A 20855-nucleotide genomic window follows, 5' to 3' on the forward strand; every position below is an offset into this window, starting at 1 on the left:
ATGACTGAAAAAATAGACCCAAAAGAATATGAGGCAGCATGGGAATCTGTTCTAGATTGCGTGGATGGGATGAAAGAAGAGTTCAGTTGGTCAAAAGATGTAATTGCCGAGATGCTTAGAGAACTTGCTGAGAAAGTGGAAAGCGAAGAGGATTAAAAAAGACTAATATAATTTCATCAAGTTAACGACTTAGCTCTGCTAGCAACTGCTAGCTCAGGTCTAAGAACTAAAAAACCTCCCTAAAAAGGAGGTTTTTTTTCGTATTTTGCTATGTTCGCAGATATGAATTGACAATCTCTTTGATTTTCACAACATGAACCCAACCTATTTCTCCAGCATCCAAGTTTGTTGGTATTAGTGGATTCGTAAAGATTTTTAGCGCCTTCATCTCTTTTTTAACTAGCAAATTTGATACATGTGAAATACAGTATTTGAATACGCTCTAAGTAAAACAAATAATTAATTCTAGAAAAGGATACTTAAAATATTTTCTGAGCAAATGGGACAGAAACTTAATCATCAACAAATAGCTAGAAATTTAGAAAGGCTATGGCAAACAAAGCCAATGAGAAGAAACTTAGAAGGTTGTACGAAGAAACAATGTTTCAACAATTCATCTCAATGGAAAAAAGTGAATTATCTGAGCTTTTATGGCATGGATAATCAAACTCATACACTTAAGTTTTAGAATTCCAATAAAAAATCTTCTATTCACAAATCATGAAATATTTTTTTGGTCTTACTCTTTCAGAAATGGGAATAAGTCCCATATTACTCGCCATAATAATTTCATTTAGCATTTTATTTATCGTTGCATTTGGCCTTAGCTCAAAGAATATGGATAGTGATGGAATTATGAATTGGATGATGAAAAAGCCTGAAGACTGGATAGGGAATAAAAAGTCATAACGCATCATTCAAACATTCTTGTTCAATTTCCTTTAACATTAAGTTGATATCTTTCAATCTATTTTCAGCCATAGAAATATATTTTTCTGCACCGTACCTACCTTCAAAGGTTTTAGTTTCACTTGAAGAAAATCCGTATACATTTTTATATCTCTCTGCCATTGATTTCTAGCTTCAATTAAAGATTTATATTGACTACTCATTTTAGATATTCATAAATTAGTTTGATTGACTTTAGAAATAATAAAACATGAAATAAATGAAATTATATTTGCACTCAAACGACCCATAGGGGTCGAAATTGATAAAGATCTTTCAAAATTCCTAACTAAATCCAATCTGGACTGCTTGATAGTCTTTTCACCTCTGGTATTTAAAATGTTTTCAATTATTTCATGCATTTGTTCATGCATGGGGTGTGAGTTGTTAATACTCCAATATCTATCTAAAGCATGAAGCTTACTGTTACTAAAACATTCCGCTCGACTCTTAAAGAAGATAGAATCAACAGATGACAAGAACATATACTTTCCTAGGCCTGAAAATATGTTTTTTCATTTTCGCTCCTATAGGCAAAAATAGTCTAGAAGAAATGAAACAAAGTCTTGTTTCCTATTTACATTAAGGCATCGTTATGCAAAGGCTCTTCACACTCCTGGTATTTCTCTAACTAACATTGCCGCTGCTATGGGTCAAACCACAAAAGTGCATCATCAAAGTTATGCAAGATTCATTTCAGACGGTACGGCTGAACTCTATGCCAAGTGCAACGCGAGGGTCTCATAAATATGGGAAAAAGACGCAACTCGTTCAAATACTTTGCTCCTCTAGTTCAGATAGTCCTATGCCCTGTAACTATTCTGTTTTTATGGACTGTGTTTACAGGTCCTGAAGTAATCCCTGAAGTTAAGGAAGAATTAGTTGGTAAAGAATAGCAAAACGTCTAATATTGACATCTAATAGAGTTGACATAATAGACGTACGAAAAGTTTTCTTAGTTATGCCATAGCATTTCTTTTTATATTTATCGAACTTTCATCACAAGTTCATGGTTTTGAAAATATATTTATCCTAGATAAATCTCAAATATAAATCGCAAACAAATACGATGGAACCCAAAAGGAATTAAAAGATAGTAACGATAAAACCCAAAGAGATTAAAAAGAAACCAAAAATTTAGTATTTCCCTTGATCCAATAAAACAGTATCAACCACTACACTTTTATCACGTTCGACTTCCTCTTGGAAATGCATGTTTGGGCAACAGGGAACAGGGTTGCCTCTGCTGAGAAACGTTATGAATCACCTTCCTTTGATCAGAAAAAACCTCTACAAGAAAAAATCACTCCACAAAGCTGATTTATTCTTGTCCTCTAGGCCAATTCATACAAGTCCAACAGAATTAAATGTTCGATTACTTAGAAAAGGGCCAAAAGAAAAGCGACACATCTGTCCGAATTTAAACTTGCTTCAAAGAGCACTTCAAGCTCCACAAATTTAAACAGCAACTAAGCTAAAAAAGACAGCACAAGAAAAGACTGCATTCCGCGCATATAGCTTCGATGCTTAAATAAGACTTTCTAATAGATTCAATAAAATCTCATAATCAAATAAAGCGAGCTAAAACTCACACCGCAGCAAATTAGTCTTTATATTTATTTTATATTTAATAAACGCCATGTCTCCTGAAGCAGAAAAGTTTAACGGTTGGGCAGCAATGCTTGGTTTCATTGCGGCCTTTGGTGCATACGCCACAACAGGTCAAATCATTCCTGGTATTTTCTAAATGGAATTCAATCCATTTAAGCCTTATCAACAATTTTTTCAAAAATTACTGAAAAGATCTAGTAAAAGTTCTTAACGGTCTGGTTAAGAACTTTTTTTTTGACCTTATTTGAACAAATACAAATTAATTAATAACGTCTACTCATAAATCAACATAAATAGTTATGAACGGTAAAGATATTTTATCAATTAAAAACAATTAAAAGGGATTTAAGCAATAAAAAGCCCCTTCCGTAATGACAGAGAAGAGGCCTTTTTATTAGTTATAAAACTAAGGACTAAACAATTCCTGGAATGATCCAACCTGTTATTCCGTAGTTAATCACTGCAGCAAAGAAGCCCATCATCGCTAGACGACCATTCATTTGCTCTGCTGTTTTCCAGTAGTTAGTTTCTTTGTTCATTACACGAAACCTGGAATGATTTGACCGGTTGTGGCATAAGCACCGACTAGAGCAATGCATCCAAATAATGCTGCATAGCCGTTAAGCCTTTCTGCTGTTACCTTTTCAGGATCGATGTTTCTGTTGCTGTTGTTTTGAGTAGTCATTAAACGACACCTGGGATAAGTTGACCGGTTGTTAGGTAGATACCTGTTAGAAGAACGAATGCCATCATGGCTGGTCTGCCGATGCTTCTTTCTAAGATCGTTTTGTTAGATGGTTGCATTGTTTTAGTAGTTACTTGTTAGTAGTTATTGGTTTAGAAAATTCCAGGAATGATTTGACCTGTTGTGAAGTATGAAACCAAAAGACTGACCATTCCGATCATTGCCCAACGGCCATTTGTCTTTTCTGCTTCTTCTGGATAACTGGTGTAGTCCTCTACAAGCTGAGGCTGTGTTTCACGGCCAAAGATATTTTGCTTGCCGTACTCAGTGATTACTTGAGATGAGGTTGAACTTGTCATTACTGGAATTGCGTTGATGTGAAGTAATGTAAAGTATGGATTTTTTAAGTGAAAGATACGGTCGGGTACGGCTTCTTCTAACTCTTAATAGCTTTAAGCCTCAAACACTAAATACAGCAACTAATTAGAGAGATATTGATCACATGATTAGATTTATTGATCACTGTGATAAGTATAAATAGCCCGAACTGGTTAGCCCTACTTCAACCGTCCTACAGCACTTTAGAGCTCTTTTTTAGGTTGGATACACCTTCTAGACACACAGAAAAAAACCTTTAGTCATGCTTGCAATCAACAAAGCTACTGCTGCAAAACTAATTGTTCTGTGGAATCTTCCTGCACTACTGCTATTAGTTGGTGCTTATGAAGTTGGTACTTCCGTATTTTCTTAACTAACCAATGACATCATCTAATAAGAGTCCAAAGAACTGGTCCGAGTGGAACAATACAAAGCATTTCACTGATTATTCAAGAGATTCAGGAACAGGCAAATTTGTTCGCTTTACGATTGCCGCCTTACTATTCATTCCCGTTGGATTTCTTGCTTATATGACTACTATTTAGGTTATGGATGAAACTAGGTAAAATTGATTTTATTATATTTTTGCTCTATGTTTTTTAGTTTTCAAATTAGGTGGGTTGCTCCAATAATAGATCCAAAAACGAACTAAATCCCCGTCTAGCATTTATATTGACTGGAAAGACTATGAGGAAATTAAAAATGTATTTTGTTTCGGAATATGCGTGGTGTATGACTAGATAACTAAGTTAATCAAATAAGAAGAATTTATCCTTTTCACTAGAATTACTAATTCTAGTGAACAACAACTGGGTGAGTTTACCCATCCAAGATATTTCATTAACAAGCTAGATTAAGTAAATCAATAAATCACCTTCTATGAATCCTAAACCAGATGATTTAAAGATGCTTACTAGCAAGTACAAGACTATGAATATTGAAGAATTAAAAGCAAGTATAGACAACTTGGGAGAAAATAATGATTGCTCTAACCAATTCCAAAGCATTGATATTGCAAAAAATGAACTAGAACATAAGTACAAAGAAAGACAAGAACAAATAGAGCTTCTAACTCAATCACTTAGCTCTTCGTCACGAGTCGGTAGATGGATAACTAGCATTTCAGCAGTATTTAAAAAATTTAGAGAATCCAAAAATTAAATTGGAGAGAAACAACCTCCTTATCAAAGAATAATTATTTATATTGCTAAAGTTTAAATAATTGAGAATAGTCCCAAATCTTATGGAGTTTGGTCTATTAGAAAGATTGGATACTTTGCTTTACTGGGAAAAAGGATGAAATGCTTGGCTTTAGAAAAAAGAAAAAAACTATTCCAAGAAATCATGACAAAACAATTCATCTCAATATCAATAGATTACTTCTTAGTCTTTTAACTACGTTAAATTTTCCTTATTTGAGGTAGTTCCCCATTCGCAGGAAAGTTCACATTCAGTCAAATTTGTTTTCTCAAGACGACTTAATATCCTAGCCATATCAATAGAGCTGAGACTTCCATCAGAATTCCATTTAAGAGTAGTTTTACGTTGAAATGGGATATTGTCGTTCTTTTTGCTTGAAGGTAGAAATTTAACAGTATTTTTCTCAATAAAGTCTAAATACGATTTTGCACTGTGTAAATCTCCAGTATAAGTACATTGATTGGCCGCACAAGCTCTAAAGATCCTTCCTGACAAGCCCTCAATACAATGAATTGATCCACCATATTCAGTCACATGGAGTGGTTTTCTAGGTGACATGATAAAAACTCCATTTCTGGAATGAGCAACATTTTTGTATCAACAGCTACAAAATGACAATAGGTCTTAATGCCCAATGCTCTATCTAGTCAACTTCAATTCATCTCTAATCTGTTTCATATCAGCTATTTTGCTCTGAATGATCAACCATTCTTTTCATTGCTGTACATGAAAAAATTACTTAGCTTTATAATCACGATCGGCTAAAGCAATTGAAGAAACTGTTCAATCCATCCTTTTATTTGTAGTAATTCAAAAGATCAACAATAAGCACAGTCAGTAGGACGCCTCCAAGAATGAATGGCAAAAAAGGATATTTGGCTGAGAGATTGCTTATAAAACCAGCTTTATTTACATCCTTTTTTGTCTTCTTATCTCTAGGTGGCAATCCCAAATCTTTTCTTCTTTTGGCTTCTCCCATATTTTCTAAAAAAGGGCTAATTACTCCAAGATAAATCGAATGTCAAGCTCAATTCAACTGTATAAAACTCTTTTTAAGCTGAATTAGATCAAAATCCATATTCATATCAGCTGAATCAGGAAAACTTCTGAAAAAGATCCAAACAAATACTGATTGCTATATGAGTTGTTTTTGTAAAAATAGATACAAAATATGATAAATGCTAAATTGGCTCTCAGAAAAAAAATCATCCCAAAATCATCCAAGCTCCATACAGGGATACAAGAATCAAGAATAAGAAATGATCGTCAAACGGTTTTTCAGCTTGTAAGAGACTTAGTTCAAGCTCAATTTGATCGAGCTGATGAAGAGTTAACCAAGAGACTTTGGCAGGATGTCGCAGACAGAGAAATTGACCTAGACCGTGTGATAAATCTTATGTACACATGTTCTTTCCATGAAGACGATTATGAAATGACCAAAGTTGATGAGACTTATCAAAAGAGAGGTGTGGTTGGCTGAATTAATTACTATCCAAGCCTATTGTCATGGGACTTACTTGGACTGATTTATGTCAATCTTTTTTTAAGTGATGCATAATTAATCTATATTAACTATAAAGTATTGGTATTAATATAGCTTTATGCGCCGTTTTTTACTTCTTGCACTAACAGCAGGGATTGCATTCCCAATGGTTGCTTGTACTCCAAAGAAGAAAGCATTGCTTGAACCTGTGGTAGTAGAAACTCTTATTAGTACAACTGAATCGTGGAATGGAGATTCTTTTAAGTATCCAAGAGGGCAAGCAGAAATGAAACTTGAAAAAATAATTGCTCAAGCTGGTTTTAAAACACCTCTTCATTTACATCCACAACCTGGGATTATTTACGTACAAAAAGGAACTCTTTACTGTGAAACAAGTGACGGACAATCCCTGACAATAGTTGCTGGAGAAAGCTTCGCTTCATCTCAGGACACTATTCATTATTGTAAAAACAATGGTGATGAAGAAATGGTGGTTTTTAGTGCTTCAGCAGGAGCTAAAGGCAAGAAAACGACTGTCCCAACTGAATAAATAAACGCTTTTGATGAATACAACAGGTTGAGAGACAGGCATGAGGGGCAGTTAGCCTTTTTTTTAACTATTCCATCAGTACAATAAAACAAGCAGATAAAATAGACTCAAAAATTGGTTATCCAAAAATTATTTATCCGAAAATTGCTTATTTAAAAATAAGCCTCATTTTAAAAGACTAGAAGATATAGCGGACGGTTCCCGATCGCAAAGTAATATAAAATAGTTGTCAGAAGAATAAATAACGTAAAACAATCAGAAAAATCCAAAGATTACTGATAATGACTAGATATCGTAGTCGAAGGATGTTTATTTGTGAGCAATACGACAACCAATTTGAATCAAGCCTCTATCTAATAGTCGACCGAGTTTTAAGGCTGTCGCTTCTTCAACTCTAGAAAAACGAGGTTGATTAGATGTTACCCAATTCATCTCATCTGAAGTAATAACTCCAGATGAAATTGATTTAAGAAAAAGAGATCCAAGATTCATAGAAAGCAATCCAAAGAAATCAAAGGTCAAGCCTCAATTTGAATACCGAGGCTTGATCTTTATGAACCAAAAGACTGAGACCCATCACCCAGTCAAAGCAACCTTAATAAGGACTTATGAAATTCCAAATTTTCATAACACCATATACAGATTTATTTAACAAAACTTTATTGAACTGATCTAGATATGGCGTGTCAAGATTCTTCATGGAAATAGAGTTAAGCAGAAAGTTCTTATCAACCAGCCCCTAGGAGAACATACATAGGCTATTTTTATTGAAAAGACTTACAGTGGATTAAATAATATCAATTACCTTCGCTTAGAAATCAAACATCATTATATGTGCTCTTAGTAAAGAGAAAAATTCATGATTATTTGATATGTCAACAATTAGCCGTCAATTAACTTGTAAAATACGACTCTTATATATTTACTAAATGCATGAAATATTACCCTAGAATATACAGATGCAATTGCGAAGGCCCAATAAAAAAATGGGATAACGAGGATAATCAAAGATAGTCTGAAAATGTTTGACCAAATAAAACTTAAAGTTGGAATAACTCCAACAAATAACAAGCTAAAGACAAGAGCTGATATAAGAAAAAATTTCTTACCGCTTTTTGATTTGATAAATTTAATCAAAGGCTTTAATGATTTTTCTGGTAGAAAATCCCCCCAACGAGATGGCCGATACTTAATCCAAAAATCCATATCTTTTCTTATTTGTCTATCATATGTAGCAAAAAACTCTTTTGCTTTCGTCTTATTACTCATTAGTATTTGTTAGTCGTAAGAAAAAAATTACTCCTATAAATAGACATTAAATTATTCATTTGTTGAAGAACTCATAGTATAGGCATTATCTTAATATCAATTTGCCTCATGCCACTCTTTCATATCCAAAGTACTGATAGCCGCAACAAAATTTTGGATCCTAACTTGATTTATCAAATGACTTTTCAATATTTATTTTAATAAATTCATATTCTTTGACTTATAAATTACCTTCTTATTCATTGAGGTCAACAACAAATTTCTCGAAATATTCAAAAGAAGAATCAAAAGTGAAAAAATGAGGATGTCTATCTTTCAACATGCCGAGTAACTGCTAATAACGGTTGTATCCCATATATGACCTGCAGCTTCTATTGGTTCTCTTAAGCCTTCAAACATTGCTTTTGCCAATCCCTCTTCTGCTTGATGACCTACGACCACTGACTGAGAATCATCCTTAATACTCCACGATATAGGGGTGTAAATAAATTGGCCTTTTGCATTACCTCAACTTCTGGACTATCAAAAGCTTTAGCCCATTCTTCAAACGGAACAGAATTTTAAACGTGAATATTGTTGTTTCTAGAGCCATAAAAACTAGTTATAACAATAGAAAGCATTGCATATTTCTAATAAAGTTTCAGTATAAAAGTTCATCTCTTTAGGCTATTTTTAAAAAGTGTTTCCAAAAATTATTTCTTTAAAATGAGCATTGCCATAGCTGTGCTATTAGCAAACGGTTTCACTAATGATTTTTATCTGGGAATTAGACCAAAAAACAAGAATGAAAAGGTGTAGAAGTTATAGCTGGAAAAAAAATTCTGTTTTTATGATGTAAGTCCTTTAACTGTGGGGCGGTTAAGTTAGCTTAATCCCTCTTGACTTGTAATAAGAATTTCTTATTCTACTAAAATACTTCCAAATGATTTTAAATATGACGTTCACAACCACATATAGCTATAGTGATAGAAGTATTTTTGATCTTAAGACTTTATTAGAATCAATTAGATTTATTATTGTTAATTTTATTTTGGCCTTTATCTTTTTATTTCTTACTTTTGAAGAGTTTGAATGGAAAATATTTTCATCTAGAGAAGGAATTACAGATAAGGTTATTGATGAATCATCATGGAATATCAAAACATTAATTTAACAAGTTTATAAGCGGCAATTCAACACCATTAATTATTTTATGTTGATAGCTTTGTTTATAAATATCAGCTTGATTCAAGTAATTATCAACATAAAATGATATCTCCGGAACCTATTTTTATCTGAAAGAATGTTCAGAATTTAGTAAATTATTACGATGAGTTCCTTTTTATATCAACTGTAAATTTGATTTTAATATCATAATTTCAATAGATAGTTACGGTAAAAAGTTTTTTACTATTGGTAATTCTACTTTTGGATTTTATTTGTATTTATCGTTGATCCCAAACCGCATCAAATTGATTCGCAATTATTTTTAAATCAGATTTGGGATAAGCCTGACATAAAAGAACATAGCCTTCATCTTGTAATTCACTCTTCAACCCCATTGCATCCATATCGACAGAACCTTCTTTGAGAAAGGCTGCACATGTACAACACATACCTACAAGGCAAGAACTTGGTAGCTCCACATTTGCATCAGCAGCAGCTTCTAATACGGTCTGATCAGACTTGCAACTAAAACTTTTCTGAACTTGATCAATCTCGATATTTACCTTGAAGATTAGATCAGACACCTTAACCAAGACGAACCTAATTTATTATGGCTTATTTGTTACGCGAAAGTAAATCTTTTTATACGGAAGCAATCTTGTCTTTAGGTGGTCAGTTGGAAGAGAAGCAAGTAATAATAATCATGCTTTTGTGCTGTAACTTTCTTGAAATTTTAGATTGATACTTTTAATATTAATTACCTTTTATGGATTTCCGCCAAAGCAATAGGAGTTATACCCAGCACAAGCTAGGTTTCTTCCCTTCATCATTGAACGTTGAGGGATGAAATAAAACTATTTCAAAGGAAAATATTCCTGAAGTCAAAATCAAAAACCAGGATAGGTCTACTTCTAATAAGTTTGGGATAAGTTGATTCATCTAATGAATAAAAATATTTACGCCACACAATCAATCCTGTAAATAATTTATTACAGCAATAATTAGTGTTGATGAGTCATGAAAGGAAAGACTTTATGGATAACTGTGATCAACCTCACATGAATATTAGATATTGATCAACATATCAGTCAAGAAATATAGAGAAGGTGTGATTACCGGAGCTTCATGCTTCTCCGACTTAAAACATCATGTTTGAAACTAACACCTCTAAGGAGTTGTTAAATGCCCATCAACAAACAACATTTGATTCAAGTTCTAACTTCGCAAATAGCCCAATTAGTTATGGGTTAGAAGCTAAACAAGAAAATTTAATCGCATCTAGCTTGAGTGAGATTAAAGAAATTGATGCTAATAAGACAGATGGTTTTTCTTCAAGTTTTTCATCTTTCAGTTGGTCGAAACTTGTATTCCCTAAAACATCTTCTGATATTGGTGCAACAGCAGCAGAGATCATTGAAGTTAATGATCTCTTAGACCATGATGTTTATGATCGTGATCAAGTCACCGGAGATAGAAACTATACAAATTACACCTCTTGGTGGTCTCGGAATACATCTGCTAATGAAAAAAATGGATTTGATCGTACAGATTCAATGAGTCAAGCAGTCGATATAGGCGAAATTGTCTATCGCAGCGATGCGAATGTTGATGGTCGAATTGGTTATGGAAGTAGATTCTTTGGGGGAAGAGATAAAAATGACTACTTTAACTTCTCAGTGGGGAAAGCTGGGACAATTGATCTTACATTAAGTGGTCTTTCAAATGATGTAGGCTTAGCCCTTTATTCTGATTTTGGCTCACTGCTCGATTGGTCAGATAACTCTGGAACATCGAATGAATCGATTGAACAAGAGTTAAATATAGGTAATTACTATGCTCGGGTCTATAGCTATAGTTCATCTCTCTGGAGTCATGGTGCCACCTGTTATGACTTAAATATTTCTCGTCAAGCAGATGCATTGGAAACATCTTGGGAAACAATGCTGACAGATAGCAGTCTTAAGAATGCGGCTTTAAATTCAATTAAATACGATAATGAACTTTCTAGAAATGATGTAATTGGTATTCTCAAAAGCACTGGAGATTATGGGAATGTTACTACAACAGAATTTAATAATCTACAAACGTTCTACAACGAGGCTATTAATACCGATCTAGCAAGTGAACATGTTCAAGTCCTTGCAGAGAAAGTATTATTCGATGAAACAAGTAACCAATGGTATACAGGCTCAGATAGTGAGGTGGAAACACTTGGAAATTTAGAAGCCAATAGCTCAGATGATCATATGAACTTACTCATTGGTAAGCATTTCCTAGGAACTGACAAACCAGTTGCAAGCGGAACTTACCAAGAAGCAGGAGGAGACTTGTTTAAGGATGGGGTCTCTGCATGTGATGTTGATCAGGGAAGCGTAGGTACTTGTTATTTCCTTGGGGCATTGGCAGGAACGGCAAATGACAAACCTACATTGATCAACGATATGTTTACTGATAATGGAGATAATACGTGGACTGTTCGATTTGCAACTAATGGCAAAACTGATTATGTGACAGTTGATCGGAATATGGCGACAAATGATTCTGGAAACTACATTTATGCAGATGATGGTGATGCTGGTAAGCAGTCAGTCGCTGGAGACAACGAATTGTGGGTTGCTTTGGCAGAAAAAGCCTATGCACAAGTTAATGAATCTGATCGTATTAACCAAGATGGAACAAACTCTTATTCAGGAATTGGTTGGGGTCACTCTGGTATTGCAACTACACATGTTACTGGATTAGATTATAGCAATGAATGGTTAAATGAAAGTGGAATTTCAGGTGTAAGTTTCAGTGAATTTATTGAGATAGTAAATAGCGATAAAGTTGTGACGATTAGAGGTTTTAATAGTCTTGCTACAAATAGTAATGCTGGGGAGACTGATATCAGCACAGCCGTGCAAAGTCATGCCTATTCAGTAATAGGCTATGGATATCATGAAGAGACAGGAGATATGCGCTTTGATATAAGAAATCCATGGGGCAATAAACATCTACAATTAACTTTTGAACAACTTTTAGAGTTAGACGCAAATATTAGATATACAAACGTTTAGATTTAATTTAAATAAAAAATATGCTGGGTTTAATAAAGAGCTAGCATGTTTTTTTATAGTTATAAATTCTCGAAAAATTAGAGATATATTTTTTTAAACCTTACCATGGTGAACCCATTATCTGAATTCCTGCCCAGAAATAGGGATTATTTAATGAACTACCAAGATTTTGAATTTCATTTGTTTGTAGATTGCTAACAAGAACCTTTCCATTGACTCCAAGAATAGAGTCGTTCTCAACTCTAATGTTCTTATTAATAAAAGCACTTCTGGTTAGTCTTATAGCATCTGCCTTAGGGATTCTTTGATTTAAGAAATCATATAACTGAACAAAGTATGCAGAAGTAACAATATCATCAATGTACCAAAGTGTTCCTATAGCACTTCTAGCAGAAGCCTGTAAGGCTAAACCACTAAACCCTAGTTCAGTTTGAGAATCACCTATAGCAGTTCGACAAGCACTAAGTACAAATAAATCAATGGGAAGATCTTTTCTCTTTATTCTAAATTCAGAAAGATTTTTCATTGAAATAACATCATTAGTTGTATGTATAAGAGAATTAGATGGATCTCCTGGTAAGAATTCTGCATGACTTGCTATATGAATACGGTCATAGTCAGAACTTGAGCCATTGTTAATTAACCTTTTAGGTGTAAATAACTCGTTAAAATATACATCTTTTTGATTTAAGGATTGTATATTTTTTAATTCCTGTTCAACAAAATCTAAATTAGATAAATTCTTAAAGTTCGAGGCGCCTAATGCAAGAAGTTTTCCTTTAGGATTTCTTACATATTCTAAAGGCGTTAATGATAGTGATGGTGTAATTGCATATGAATACTTTTCTCCAAAGAAAGAATTTCCATTATTTAATGCTGCGAAAGGGACAGATTGCAGACCTCTGTCCACTGAGATCAATAATGTAGTAATTTTATTTTCTTTTAAAATAGGCTCAATCTTTGAAAGAAATAGCTCATATAATTTTCTTGATGGAGAGTTTGGGTTGTCAATATTTAAATCATTTTGAGAAATCAAAGTGCTATATAGATTCCTTAGATATTTTTTAAAATTAGAAGTTGAAAGTTCCACACGTTTTCCAACAATGTCATTTTCTGGAAGAATCAAAGTAATATCTAGATAAGCATCTTTAGATTGATCAATTGTTTTGTCCTTTGCAAAAGTCAAATCAAGATGAAGTATTGCCGGGTTATATTTTTCTTGTAAGAAATAAGATGATTTAATATCTTTGTTGGATGTAATTTTAGTTCTTGCATTAACTAGAGAATTCTGAAGGGAAGAAATACTATTATTATTTGCTAATGTATTCTTAAGATTTAACGCTTTAAAAACATCATTTTTTGAAGATTCGACCCTGCTAAGAAAATTAGATTTTGCTTCAATGTTAGGGATTGATGTAAAAATATAGTTTTCAACTGATGCCAGATTAAAATTAAAAGAATTATTTGTATTATCAATATTTGCTTCATTATTAATATTGATTACTATATTTTTACCTATTACTTTACCTTTTAATGCATTAGAACCCGTATTTGATGTATTAATAGTTAAAGAGTCAGCTTCAGTCGCTGAAACTTTTTCTATTTCACTAATTTGTGATTCATTTAAATTTACTGATATTACTCCACCCAAAGAAGATCCAGTTGTTAAAATCAATGAATTAATAGACTTAAATTTCAGGTTTGAAAGATCTATTGATTCATCACTCTTTGCTTTAATAATTAGTTCACTAGATTGCGAATTTCCTTTGATTAACCTTAAATCACCACTATCACTAGTTAATTCCCTTAAAACATCTGAATCAATCGTAACTGATGTAGATATTCCCTCAGCCAGAACCTTATGATTTGACTTAGAAAATATTGGAATAAAATCAAAAAGCAACCCCAGGATTAAAGAAGATTTAATAATTAATATATGTGGAGAATAACTATATCTTTTTTTCATTCCTAAGCTCGATTGGCTAATAATATTATATATGTTATCATTCAAAATATTATTAGGAGAGAATAATAATTAATATGAATTTATTTCTGTTAACATATTTATTAGCAGCAGATCTATTTTCAAGCGAAATAAATAGCTTATCCTCTAATAAAAATTCAATAATATCTTCGAAATTGAAGCTAGATCAAAATATTGGACATAGCATTAATGTGGTTGAAGCAAAAGCTCAATGGTTACCAGAAGTGAAAGGATGGATTCCTTATAGTGATACTTTTATAGAATCATTGCTGAATAAATGCAAAAGAAAAGGTAAAAGCGAAACATTATTAAATTGTGCTTCCCTGTTAAATACAAATTTAGTTAAAGATGGATATATAACCAGTAGGGTTTATTCTATTGATAAAGATAATCAGAAATTTATAGAAATAATCAAAGGGAAATTAGTTGAAATTAGGATTTCATCAAATGATGAGATATTAAAAAAGTACATTAAAAACAAAACAAATTCACTCATAGATAAAGTTTTGCATATTCCAACTCTAGAAAATATTATAAATGAAATCAATAAAGATAATAACACCTCTAATGTTAGTGGAGATTTATCTACATTAGGTAGTGATCCTTCTAAAACAATTTTAAATATTAATGTTGAAAGACTTTCAAAGAGATGGGACAATGAAATATCGATTTCAAATCAAGGTATAACAGGTAGTGGTGAATTAAGGACAAATTTACTTATAAAAAGAAATAACCTAGTTGATTGGAATGATTTATTAATTTTAAATAATGAAGTTACTTCTGATATTAATTTTAATATTGGAAATTTTAGTAGCTTTATTATTTACGAGAAGCCTATATTTGAAGATGTTTACTTTACTAGCTCATTTGGTATATCCAATAGAAAATTAATAGAAGCTAATAAACCTATTAACAAAATCAGATTTCGTCAGATACAGGGGTTGGGAAAAATAACTAAAGAGATGATTTCAAAATCAGATTTTAAATTAAATTCTTATATGGGTATTAATTTAAGTAAAAGTGAAAGCTTTCTCTCTGAAGATAGGATAGGTTTAATTAAAGGAGGAGGTGATAAAGGAGTCTTGCAAACTGGTTATATAGATACTGGAATTAACATATTTTCTAAGAGGAAAAAAATAAATTTACAAGGTAATTTATCTTTACTCCAGTCAATTAGTGGTTTAACTCCTTATGATCAAAGAAAAAATCTAAGAAATGATAATATTCCACTATCCAAGGCTAAAGCTATTATTACTAGACTAGATTTCGAAAAAATATTTAATAATAAGATCAGTTTTAATTCCCAATTCAATTCTCAAATTGCCCTAGGTAAATTGCCTAGCGACATGAGTTTCTCTTTTGGAGGTGAAGACGGATTTAGTTCTCTCCCTTCCTCAATTGGTAGTGGCGATAGTGGTTGGTTTTTAATAAGTAGTTTTAGTAGAGAAATTGCGAATAATACAAAATATAGTCTTAAGGTATCCCCATTCTTTGGTATGGGTTTAATTCATAAGTCGTCACCAGAAGAAGAAAACGATTATGTGGCTTCAGGAGGAATAAAGATGTTGCTTGAAAAAGAGAATATTAATATTGAACTTGGACTAGTTGAAAAATTCTTAACTGAAAATAATTCTGGTAGTTGGAATAACTGGCTTCTGTCAAATGGTATTTATACTAAACTTGTATATAAATTTTAATCTTTAAATAATATATGTTAAATTTTAACTATGCTTAATTTTAATTAATCATATAATGTATTAGTAGTAGGAAATTCCTGTTTTAATTCTCTAAAACAATGAAAATTAAGAGTGATTTTTCAAGAAGTTATTTATATTTTTTAGCAATAATTTCATTAGTCGTATTTTCAACAGCCCCATTCATAGAATCACTAGATTTACTCATATTTGATATAGTAACATCCTTATCTATTAGAAAATCTACACCAAATAAGCACATATCTATTATTGGAATATCAGAGACAGATTTAAAGAAGTATAAATGGCCTATAGATGATAAATATCTTTGTGAGGCTATAAAAAAAATACATCAGTTTGAACCTAAAGCAATAGGAATAGATATTTATAGGGATATTGGAATAGGAGATAAAAAACAATGTTTAATAGATCTCATAAACAATACGAGAAAATTGGTTTCGATTTATAGTATCGTAGAAAATATTGAAGCAATACCTCAATCACCTAACGAACAAATAGCTTATAATGATATAATTTTGGATAGAGACAGAGTTGTAAGAAGAGATTTATTACATGTTAGTAGTAAATCTGAAAGAGAGGTATCTCTACCAATGAGATTAACAGAAATATATTTACAGAATAACAATATTTATAGGGAGATAGAATCTTTAAATCCTAATAAGTGGCTAAATAAAAATTCAGGGGGATATATTAATATAGACTCATCAGGTTATCAGTCTTTGCTATCTTATAAATCTATTTTTAATTATAAACAATATACACTTGATGAGATACTTAATAATAACTTTGACCCTACGTATATAAAAGATAAAATAGTAATTTTAGGAAGTACAGCTGAATCTTTAAAGGATTTTTATGAAGTACCCTTAAGTAAAACAATAATTTCTGATTCATTTTATCAAGTTCCTGGCGTAATTATTCATGCGATTCGTACAAACTCACTTATAAATTTACTTGAAACCAATAATTTTGAAATCACAGCATTAAATCTAGATAAAAAATTAATCATTAATATCCTAAATTTTTTAATAACCTTAGTTATTGTTGAAAGGTCAACGAAAATCATTAGATCTCTCATAAAACTTGTTTTATTTATTTTATTATTTTCAATTTTAAATATAAGTTTATTGTTTTATGGTTTTTGGATTAGTACCACTTTGCCCATATTATCAATACTATTACCAGGTTGTTTAGGTTTAATTCAAAGAGGTATAACTAGTCAGAGACATCATAAGATAATAAGAAAACTACTTGGGCAAACTACTTCTCCTGAAATAGCAGAGCAATTATGGTTGAGCAGAGATTCAATAATAAAGGATGGAAAATTATATGGTAAGGAGCAAATTGTTACTGCTTTATTTTTAGACATTTGTGATTTCACATCCGCATCAGAAAATTTATCACCATCTGAATTAATTAGCTGGTTAAATGAGATACTAAGTTTTTGTGTTGATAAGGTAATTATCAATAATGGTATTGTTAATAAATTTACGGGTGATGGACTTTTAGCAATATACGGTGCCCCTGTTAGCTCTGGGACAGGTAAGGATGCACTCAATTCTATTAATACAGCAAAAATGATAATTAAAGATCTATCGTCTTTAAACGATAGTTTAAAATATAAAGATTACCCTAAAGCACGGATTAGAATAGGTATTCATTCGGGTTTAGCTACTACAGGTTCATTGGGAACCAGTGATAGACTTGAGTATGCGGTTATTGGAGAGACTATCAATTGTGCATCAAGACTAGAAAGTTTTGATAAAACAAGAAATATTAGTGATGTAAGAGTTTTAGTTTCTGGAGAAACAAAAAAGAAGTTCTAAAAATTAATAGTGATATTAGTTTTACAGAGTGGGGGGAACAAAAAGTAAAAGGATTAGATAGAATGATAGATATATATGAAATTAAAGGCAAATAATTTTGACGTTTTCAGAGATCTTATTAGTTATTTTTTTGTTTAAGTTAGTTAATATTTCTAAATCTTTTTTTGATATTCTATTACCACATGAATTGTAGGCTTTATTTATAAATTTTCTATATTTTATATTTTCCATATTATTATCTGATGAAATATAGGTAGAAACAGGATTAGAATGATTAGATATAAAATTATACATATTATCTGAGTATTTATCCGAACATTTAAAGTATGATTTCCATAATATATTATTTTCTATTTTTGGAATTTTAAATATCAATAGGGACTCTCCTAAACTATTGAATACCATTTCATGTTCGAAATTCTTATTATATAAGAATTGGACTATTAGAGGATTAGCTTGTTTAGTTTTACCTAAATATACAGCTAAAAGTCTATTTTTATCTGGCATATACTTATTCGCTGATGGTACAACATGGATAAGTAATCTGGAGCCACATTCACCTCTAGTACCACCTCCTATTCTGCTGGTTGGGAATGTATTTCTATCGCTAGCAGATACAAAATGTGCGCTAATAGATAATAAACAAACAGAGCAAAAATAGAATAAATTTGATCTTAATATTGTCATTTTATTAACCCTAATGTTGTAGGAGTAAGGTTCAAGGCAAGGAATGACAACACTATTTTACAAATAATATGAAGAAGTTGATCAGTGTTAAATGTATAAAGTTTGATACATTTTCCATGATCTATAGAGCAATGCATAATCATTTCTAGTAAACCTAAGAGAGGAATACCAGTAACAAGAATTACTAATAGACCATGAGTAGCACCATGAGCTGTTAGCCACCATATGGAATCTATCGCATTATTTTTTGCTGGATTTTTTCCTTCAGCCATTAAAGTTGATTGAAGAACAAAATCCCCAATCATATGAAACATTAATAAAAGAATTAATAGATTAAAATAATTGGTAAGTGTATTTGTCATGATAGTGAGTTTATTGAATATGTGTCTAATATAAATCTCTTATTATTAATAACTAATGATTTCTGTCAAAATTAATTGTGATCTAGATCACAATTAAGAATTAATAGCTTATATTCCTTTTAATCAATGAACTTTTATCTTCTATAGTTAAAGAATACTCAGTTTCTAAAATAATTCTTCTAGCTTTGAGTTTGCTAAGTGTTCTAGATGCCGTTTCTCTTGATAAACCTGCAATAGAAGCAATTTCCTTTTGCATAACTTTGGAGATTTCAATATTATCTGAAGAGATTAAAGATGTTGATTTTTTTGCTATGTAGACAAAAGCATCAAGATATCTAGTCATTGCATCTCCCTTTTGGATGGTAAACCTATGATTCAAATCTCTTAATTTTCCAGCTTGATATTTTGCTAACTGTATAGAGAATAAGGGAGAGCTATTAACTAACTGCAAATATTTTTTTTCAGGAAACTTATATATTGTCATAGCGGTAATTGATAGTACATCAGCAGATCTCGTCTGATCCTCTAAACCAGCCATTTCTCCAAAAACATCTCCTTCACCCGCTATTGCATAAATAACCTCTTCTCCATCAGCAGTAATAGATCTAATTTTGGCGACCCCTTTGCCAATTAGAAATAATGTTTTTCCCCAGTCTTGTTCTAAGACTATATTTTGATGATCATCAATGAAACTAGTTAAGTGATCAGTTAGTAAGAAATCTGCCTCTTCATCATTCAATTTTGAAAACAAGGGAATACTTTTTAATTGATTTGAATCAAGCTTCATAAATTGAATACATATTTTTTATTATAAACATGTCATAACCTTACCTCAAGGGAAGAAATATTTACTATATGAATTAATTGCAAGAATAGTTGATTTCTCATGGGAGGAAACTATTATTTATATATAAATTCTGTCTTCTGCTATTGATGGATTTCAATTTTTTTAAAATAGCAGATCGACTTTTGGTTGATTGGGTAAATAAAAATGCACAATTAATTAATATTCAAAAAGAAAGTTTTTTAATAAATGAATCCAAAATGTTAAACAGTATATTTATACTTGTTTCAGGGAGTTTAGAAGTAATAAAATCAGTTAAAGATTCAGATCCACTTGTACTTTCCACTCTAAATGAAGGTGCGATGATCGGAGAAATGTCCTTCATGTTGGCTTCTAATCCTTCCGCATCAGTCATTTCGAAATCTGAAATTGAAATATTAAAAATTGATTTTCATTTGCTTAGAAATGAATTTTCAAGGAATAAATTACTTTCTAGCTCTTTTTATAAACTTATTTCTATAAAGCTTTGTTATCAATTATTAACACAAAATAAATTAATTGGATATTCACATAGCAAATATAATGACGAGAGAGAGCCACTTAGAAAATTCATTTCATTATTTTCATCTCTTAATGAAATTGATATTGATTGGATTTCACAAAAAAGCAAGTTAATTACATTTGAGAAAGATGACTTTGTAATCAATCAAGGAGAAATACTTAATTATGTTTATATAGTTATCTCAGGGAAAGGAGATGTTCTTATTAATGTAGATGAACAAAATAAGATAGTTGGCATTTCAAAAAGAGGAGAGCTTTTGGGCGAGACTTCTATGCTAGTAGAAGAACAGAAATATGCTTCTGCATCAATAAAAGCAATTACACAGATGGATATATTGGCAATTTCTAGAAATACTTTATATGAAAAAATTTATGAGGATATTGATTTTGCAATTAGATTTTATAAAGGTTTAGCAATAATGCTTTCTCAACGCTCAAGAGATCAACTCAAAAGGCTTGATATCGAATTTCAATTTTATGAATATCATAATTATGATATTAAAAGAGATTTTGAAGAAGATGAATTAAATCTTGAATTAATGTCATCAATATCCAAAGCTTCTAATCACTTTGATCGTCTTTGTAATCAGCTTTATTCCACTTAAATATT

The 20855-nt window shown here is 31.5% G+C and carries 29 protein-coding genes and 1 pseudogene; 14 read left to right on the top strand and 16 right to left on the bottom strand.

Features of this window, described 5'->3' with window-relative positions; all coding sequences use genetic code 11:
- Both O5640_RS03180 and O5640_RS03185 read left to right on the top strand, forming a co-directional pair.
- Positions 1–156: a hypothetical protein gene (locus O5640_RS03180; RefSeq protein ID WP_269613182.1), complete on the top strand. Its 156-nt coding sequence runs from the start codon at positions 1–3 to the stop codon at positions 154–156.
- A 564-nt stretch (positions 157–720) separates the two neighbouring features.
- Positions 721–909: a hypothetical protein gene (locus O5640_RS03185; RefSeq protein WP_269613183.1), complete on the top strand. Its 189-nt coding sequence runs from the start codon at positions 721–723 to the stop codon at positions 907–909.
- Here O5640_RS03185 and O5640_RS03190 read toward each other — a convergent pair.
- Positions 904–1071 carry a hypothetical protein gene (locus tag O5640_RS03190; RefSeq protein ID WP_269613184.1) on the bottom strand — a complete coding sequence of 56 codons (168 nt, stop codon included), beginning with the start codon at positions 1069–1071 and terminating at the stop codon, positions 904–906. The two genes, O5640_RS03185 and O5640_RS03190, sit on opposite strands and share 6 nt — an antisense overlap.
- 626 nt (positions 1072–1697) lie before the next feature.
- Here O5640_RS03190 and O5640_RS03195 point away from each other — a divergent pair.
- The 3 genes from O5640_RS03195 to O5640_RS03205 all read left to right on the top strand — a co-directional run bounded on the left by O5640_RS03195 (position 1698) and on the right by O5640_RS03205 (position 2695).
- Entirely contained in the window at positions 1698–1844 is a 147-nt protein-coding gene (locus O5640_RS03195) for a hypothetical protein (RefSeq protein ID WP_269613185.1), read from the top strand.
- Between the two features lie 362 nt (positions 1845–2206).
- Positions 2207–2410, top strand: a complete 204-nt coding sequence (locus tag O5640_RS03200; protein ID WP_269613186.1) for a hypothetical protein — start codon at positions 2207–2209, stop codon at positions 2408–2410.
- Between the two features lie 177 nt (positions 2411–2587).
- A complete protein-coding gene (locus O5640_RS03205; RefSeq protein WP_269613187.1) occupies positions 2588–2695 on the top strand; it encodes a high light inducible protein in 108 nt (35 codons plus the stop codon).
- A gap of 277 nt (positions 2696–2972) precedes the next feature.
- On the opposite strand, the gene O5640_RS03210 is transcribed toward O5640_RS03205, so the two are convergent.
- The 4 genes from O5640_RS03210 to O5640_RS03225 are packed head-to-tail and all read right to left on the bottom strand — an operon-like array spanning position 2973 to position 3603.
- Positions 2973–3098 (bottom strand): chlorophyll a/b-binding protein, encoded by a 126-nt coding sequence (locus tag O5640_RS03210; RefSeq protein WP_011294605.1) that lies wholly within the window; start codon positions 3096–3098, stop codon positions 2973–2975.
- Complete coding sequence (locus tag O5640_RS03215; protein WP_269613088.1) at positions 3098–3244, bottom strand: high light inducible protein; 147 nt, start codon at positions 3242–3244, stop codon at positions 3098–3100. The genes O5640_RS03210 and O5640_RS03215 overlap by 1 nt, the downstream gene beginning before the upstream one ends.
- Positions 3244–3363: a high light inducible protein gene (locus O5640_RS03220; RefSeq protein WP_011294968.1), complete on the bottom strand. Its 120-nt coding sequence runs from the start codon at positions 3361–3363 to the stop codon at positions 3244–3246. The genes O5640_RS03215 and O5640_RS03220 overlap by 1 nt, the downstream gene beginning before the upstream one ends.
- Before the next feature lie 33 nt (positions 3364–3396).
- Positions 3397–3603, bottom strand: a complete 207-nt coding sequence (locus O5640_RS03225) for a chlorophyll a/b-binding protein (RefSeq protein WP_011823186.1) — start codon at positions 3601–3603, stop codon at positions 3397–3399.
- A gap of 399 nt (positions 3604–4002) precedes the next feature.
- Here O5640_RS03225 and O5640_RS03230 point away from each other — a divergent pair, with 399 nt between their 5' ends.
- Both O5640_RS03230 and O5640_RS03235 read left to right on the top strand, forming a co-directional pair.
- Complete coding sequence (locus tag O5640_RS03230; RefSeq protein WP_269613189.1) at positions 4003–4167, top strand: hypothetical protein; 165 nt, start codon at positions 4003–4005, stop codon at positions 4165–4167.
- A gap of 334 nt (positions 4168–4501) precedes the next feature.
- The gene (locus O5640_RS03235) at positions 4502–4783 is read left to right on the top strand and encodes a hypothetical protein (protein WP_269613190.1); all 282 of its coding nucleotides are present in this window, start codon (positions 4502–4504) and stop codon (positions 4781–4783) included.
- A gap of 234 nt (positions 4784–5017) precedes the next feature.
- Here O5640_RS03235 and O5640_RS03240 read toward each other — a convergent pair whose 3' ends face one another.
- Positions 5018–5380, bottom strand: a complete 363-nt coding sequence (locus O5640_RS03240) for a hypothetical protein (protein WP_269613866.1) — start codon at positions 5378–5380, stop codon at positions 5018–5020.
- A 238-nt stretch (positions 5381–5618) separates the two neighbouring features.
- Positions 5619–5801 (bottom strand): hypothetical protein, encoded by a 183-nt coding sequence (locus tag O5640_RS03245; protein WP_269613191.1) that lies wholly within the window; start codon positions 5799–5801, stop codon positions 5619–5621.
- Positions 5802–5993: 192 nt separating this feature from the next.
- Here O5640_RS03245 and O5640_RS03250 point away from each other — a divergent pair, with 192 nt between their 5' ends.
- Together O5640_RS03250 and O5640_RS03255 are read left to right on the top strand one after the other, a co-directional pair.
- Positions 5994–6302: a hypothetical protein gene (locus tag O5640_RS03250; RefSeq protein ID WP_269613192.1), complete on the top strand. Its 309-nt coding sequence runs from the start codon at positions 5994–5996 to the stop codon at positions 6300–6302.
- Between the two features lie 121 nt (positions 6303–6423).
- Positions 6424–6855 (top strand): cupin domain-containing protein, encoded by a 432-nt coding sequence (locus tag O5640_RS03255; protein ID WP_269613193.1) that lies wholly within the window; start codon positions 6424–6426, stop codon positions 6853–6855.
- A 309-nt stretch (positions 6856–7164) separates the two neighbouring features.
- Here the strand turns inward: O5640_RS03255 and O5640_RS03260 are convergent, their stop codons facing one another.
- The 4 genes and pseudogenes from O5640_RS03260 to O5640_RS03275 all read right to left on the bottom strand — a co-directional run.
- The gene (locus O5640_RS03260) at positions 7165–7347 is read right to left on the bottom strand and encodes a hypothetical protein (protein ID WP_269613788.1); all 183 of its coding nucleotides are present in this window, start codon (positions 7345–7347) and stop codon (positions 7165–7167) included.
- A gap of 390 nt (positions 7348–7737) precedes the next feature.
- Positions 7738–8124 carry a hypothetical protein gene (locus tag O5640_RS03265; protein WP_269613194.1) on the bottom strand — a complete coding sequence of 129 codons (387 nt, stop codon included), beginning with the start codon at positions 8122–8124 and terminating at the stop codon, positions 7738–7740.
- A 315-nt stretch (positions 8125–8439) separates the two neighbouring features.
- Positions 8440–8565, bottom strand: a complete 126-nt coding sequence (locus O5640_RS03270; RefSeq protein ID WP_269613196.1) for a DUF3764 family protein — start codon at positions 8563–8565, stop codon at positions 8440–8442.
- Positions 8556–8636 (bottom strand): annotated as a pseudogene (locus O5640_RS03275) (hypothetical protein); the annotation flags it as partial. The gene O5640_RS03270 and the pseudogene O5640_RS03275, both read right to left, overlap by 10 nt.
- Positions 8637–9058: 422 nt before the next feature.
- Here O5640_RS03275 and O5640_RS03280 point away from each other — a divergent pair.
- Positions 9059–9277: a hypothetical protein gene (locus tag O5640_RS03280; RefSeq protein ID WP_269613197.1), complete on the top strand. Its 219-nt coding sequence runs from the start codon at positions 9059–9061 to the stop codon at positions 9275–9277.
- A 271-nt stretch (positions 9278–9548) separates the two neighbouring features.
- On the opposite strand, the gene O5640_RS03285 is transcribed toward O5640_RS03280, so the two are convergent.
- Positions 9549–9863, bottom strand: a complete 315-nt coding sequence (locus O5640_RS03285; RefSeq protein WP_269613198.1) for a 2Fe-2S iron-sulfur cluster-binding protein — start codon at positions 9861–9863, stop codon at positions 9549–9551.
- Between the two features lie 555 nt (positions 9864–10418).
- Between O5640_RS03285 and O5640_RS03290 the strand changes: the two genes are divergently transcribed.
- On the top strand, positions 10419–12326 hold the full coding sequence (locus tag O5640_RS03290; protein ID WP_269613200.1) for a C2 family cysteine protease: 1908 nt from the start codon (positions 10419–10421) through the stop codon (positions 12324–12326).
- 100 nt (positions 12327–12426) lie between these two features.
- Here O5640_RS03290 and O5640_RS03295 read toward each other — a convergent pair whose 3' ends face one another.
- Positions 12427–14292, bottom strand: a complete 1866-nt coding sequence (locus O5640_RS03295) for a CHAT domain-containing protein (protein WP_269613202.1) — start codon at positions 14290–14292, stop codon at positions 12427–12429.
- Positions 14293–14366: 74 nt separating this feature from the next.
- Between O5640_RS03295 and O5640_RS03300 the strand changes: the two genes are divergently transcribed.
- Both O5640_RS03300 and O5640_RS03305 read left to right on the top strand, forming a co-directional pair.
- Positions 14367–16007, top strand: a complete 1641-nt coding sequence (locus tag O5640_RS03300; RefSeq protein WP_269613204.1) for a ShlB/FhaC/HecB family hemolysin secretion/activation protein — start codon at positions 14367–14369, stop codon at positions 16005–16007.
- Positions 16008–16105: 98 nt separating this feature from the next.
- Entirely contained in the window at positions 16106–17851 is a 1746-nt protein-coding gene (locus tag O5640_RS03305; RefSeq protein ID WP_269613205.1) for a CHASE2 domain-containing protein, read from the top strand.
- 81 nt (positions 17852–17932) lie between these two features.
- On the opposite strand, the gene O5640_RS03310 is transcribed toward O5640_RS03305, so the two are convergent.
- The 3 genes from O5640_RS03310 to O5640_RS03320 all read right to left on the bottom strand — a co-directional run bounded on the left by O5640_RS03310 (position 17933) and on the right by O5640_RS03320 (position 19687).
- Positions 17933–18538 carry a hypothetical protein gene (locus tag O5640_RS03310; protein ID WP_269613207.1) on the bottom strand — a complete coding sequence of 202 codons (606 nt, stop codon included), beginning with the start codon at positions 18536–18538 and terminating at the stop codon, positions 17933–17935.
- The gene (locus O5640_RS03315; RefSeq protein WP_269613208.1) at positions 18535–18900 is read right to left on the bottom strand and encodes a DUF3307 domain-containing protein; all 366 of its coding nucleotides are present in this window, start codon (positions 18898–18900) and stop codon (positions 18535–18537) included. The genes O5640_RS03310 and O5640_RS03315 overlap by 4 nt, the downstream gene beginning before the upstream one ends.
- A 100-nt stretch (positions 18901–19000) precedes the next feature.
- Complete coding sequence (locus O5640_RS03320) at positions 19001–19687, bottom strand: Crp/Fnr family transcriptional regulator (RefSeq protein WP_269613209.1); 687 nt, start codon at positions 19685–19687, stop codon at positions 19001–19003.
- A gap of 146 nt (positions 19688–19833) precedes the next feature.
- On the opposite strand from O5640_RS03320, the gene O5640_RS03325 reads away from it, so the two are divergent.
- A complete protein-coding gene (locus O5640_RS03325) occupies positions 19834–20850 on the top strand; it encodes a cyclic nucleotide-binding domain-containing protein (protein WP_269613210.1) in 1017 nt (338 codons plus the stop codon).
- Positions 20851–20855 lie beyond the last annotated feature (5 nt).

Source organism: Prochlorococcus marinus str. MIT 0912, from assembly GCF_027359595.1.
GTDB classification, from domain to species: Bacteria; Cyanobacteriota; Cyanobacteriia; order PCC-6307; family Cyanobiaceae; genus Prochlorococcus_B; species Prochlorococcus_B marinus_C.

Coding starts and splice junctions, on each gene's coding strand:
- O5640_RS03325 (WP_269613210.1), top strand. CDS start 19,834: ATGGATTTCAATTTTTTTAAAATAGCAGATCGACTTTTGGTTGATTGG.
- O5640_RS03265 (WP_269613194.1), bottom strand. CDS start 8,124: ATGAGTAATAAGACGAAAGCAAAAGAGTTTTTTGCTACATATGATAGA.
- O5640_RS03225 (WP_011823186.1), bottom strand. CDS start 3,603: ATGACAAGTTCAACCTCATCTCAAGTAATCACTGAGTACGGCAAGCAA.
- O5640_RS03290 (WP_269613200.1), top strand. CDS start 10,419: ATGTTTGAAACTAACACCTCTAAGGAGTTGTTAAATGCCCATCAACAA.
- O5640_RS03230 (WP_269613189.1), top strand. CDS start 4,003: ATGACATCATCTAATAAGAGTCCAAAGAACTGGTCCGAGTGGAACAAT.
- O5640_RS03220 (WP_011294968.1), bottom strand. CDS start 3,363: ATGCAACCATCTAACAAAACGATCTTAGAAAGAAGCATCGGCAGACCA.
- O5640_RS03205 (WP_269613187.1), top strand. CDS start 2,588: ATGTCTCCTGAAGCAGAAAAGTTTAACGGTTGGGCAGCAATGCTTGGT.
- O5640_RS03250 (WP_269613192.1), top strand. CDS start 5,994: ATGATAAATGCTAAATTGGCTCTCAGAAAAAAAATCATCCCAAAATCA.
- O5640_RS03180 (WP_269613182.1), top strand. CDS start 1: ATGACTGAAAAAATAGACCCAAAAGAATATGAGGCAGCATGGGAATCT.
- O5640_RS03195 (WP_269613185.1), top strand. CDS start 1,698: ATGGGAAAAAGACGCAACTCGTTCAAATACTTTGCTCCTCTAGTTCAG.
- O5640_RS03280 (WP_269613197.1), top strand. CDS start 9,059: ATGACGTTCACAACCACATATAGCTATAGTGATAGAAGTATTTTTGAT.
- O5640_RS03235 (WP_269613190.1), top strand. CDS start 4,502: ATGAATCCTAAACCAGATGATTTAAAGATGCTTACTAGCAAGTACAAG.
- O5640_RS03295 (WP_269613202.1), bottom strand. CDS start 14,292: ATGAAAAAAAGATATAGTTATTCTCCACATATATTAATTATTAAATCT.
- O5640_RS03255 (WP_269613193.1), top strand. CDS start 6,424: ATGCGCCGTTTTTTACTTCTTGCACTAACAGCAGGGATTGCATTCCCA.
- O5640_RS03245 (WP_269613191.1), bottom strand. CDS start 5,801: ATGGGAGAAGCCAAAAGAAGAAAAGATTTGGGATTGCCACCTAGAGAT.
- O5640_RS03200 (WP_269613186.1), top strand. CDS start 2,207: ATGAATCACCTTCCTTTGATCAGAAAAAACCTCTACAAGAAAAAATCA.
- O5640_RS03320 (WP_269613209.1), bottom strand. CDS start 19,687: ATGAAGCTTGATTCAAATCAATTAAAAAGTATTCCCTTGTTTTCAAAA.
- O5640_RS03315 (WP_269613208.1), bottom strand. CDS start 18,900: ATGACAAATACACTTACCAATTATTTTAATCTATTAATTCTTTTATTA.
- O5640_RS03190 (WP_269613184.1), bottom strand. CDS start 1,071: ATGGCAGAGAGATATAAAAATGTATACGGATTTTCTTCAAGTGAAACT.
- O5640_RS03240 (WP_269613866.1), bottom strand. CDS start 5,380: ATGTCACCTAGAAAACCACTCCATGTGACTGAATATGGTGGATCAATT.
- O5640_RS03310 (WP_269613207.1), bottom strand. CDS start 18,538: ATGACAATATTAAGATCAAATTTATTCTATTTTTGCTCTGTTTGTTTA.
- O5640_RS03185 (WP_269613183.1), top strand. CDS start 721: ATGAAATATTTTTTTGGTCTTACTCTTTCAGAAATGGGAATAAGTCCC.
- O5640_RS03300 (WP_269613204.1), top strand. CDS start 14,367: ATGAATTTATTTCTGTTAACATATTTATTAGCAGCAGATCTATTTTCA.
- O5640_RS03305 (WP_269613205.1), top strand. CDS start 16,106: ATGAAAATTAAGAGTGATTTTTCAAGAAGTTATTTATATTTTTTAGCA.
- O5640_RS03260 (WP_269613788.1), bottom strand. CDS start 7,347: ATGAATCTTGGATCTCTTTTTCTTAAATCAATTTCATCTGGAGTTATT.
- O5640_RS03210 (WP_011294605.1), bottom strand. CDS start 3,098: ATGAACAAAGAAACTAACTACTGGAAAACAGCAGAGCAAATGAATGGT.
- O5640_RS03215 (WP_269613088.1), bottom strand. CDS start 3,244: ATGACTACTCAAAACAACAGCAACAGAAACATCGATCCTGAAAAGGTA.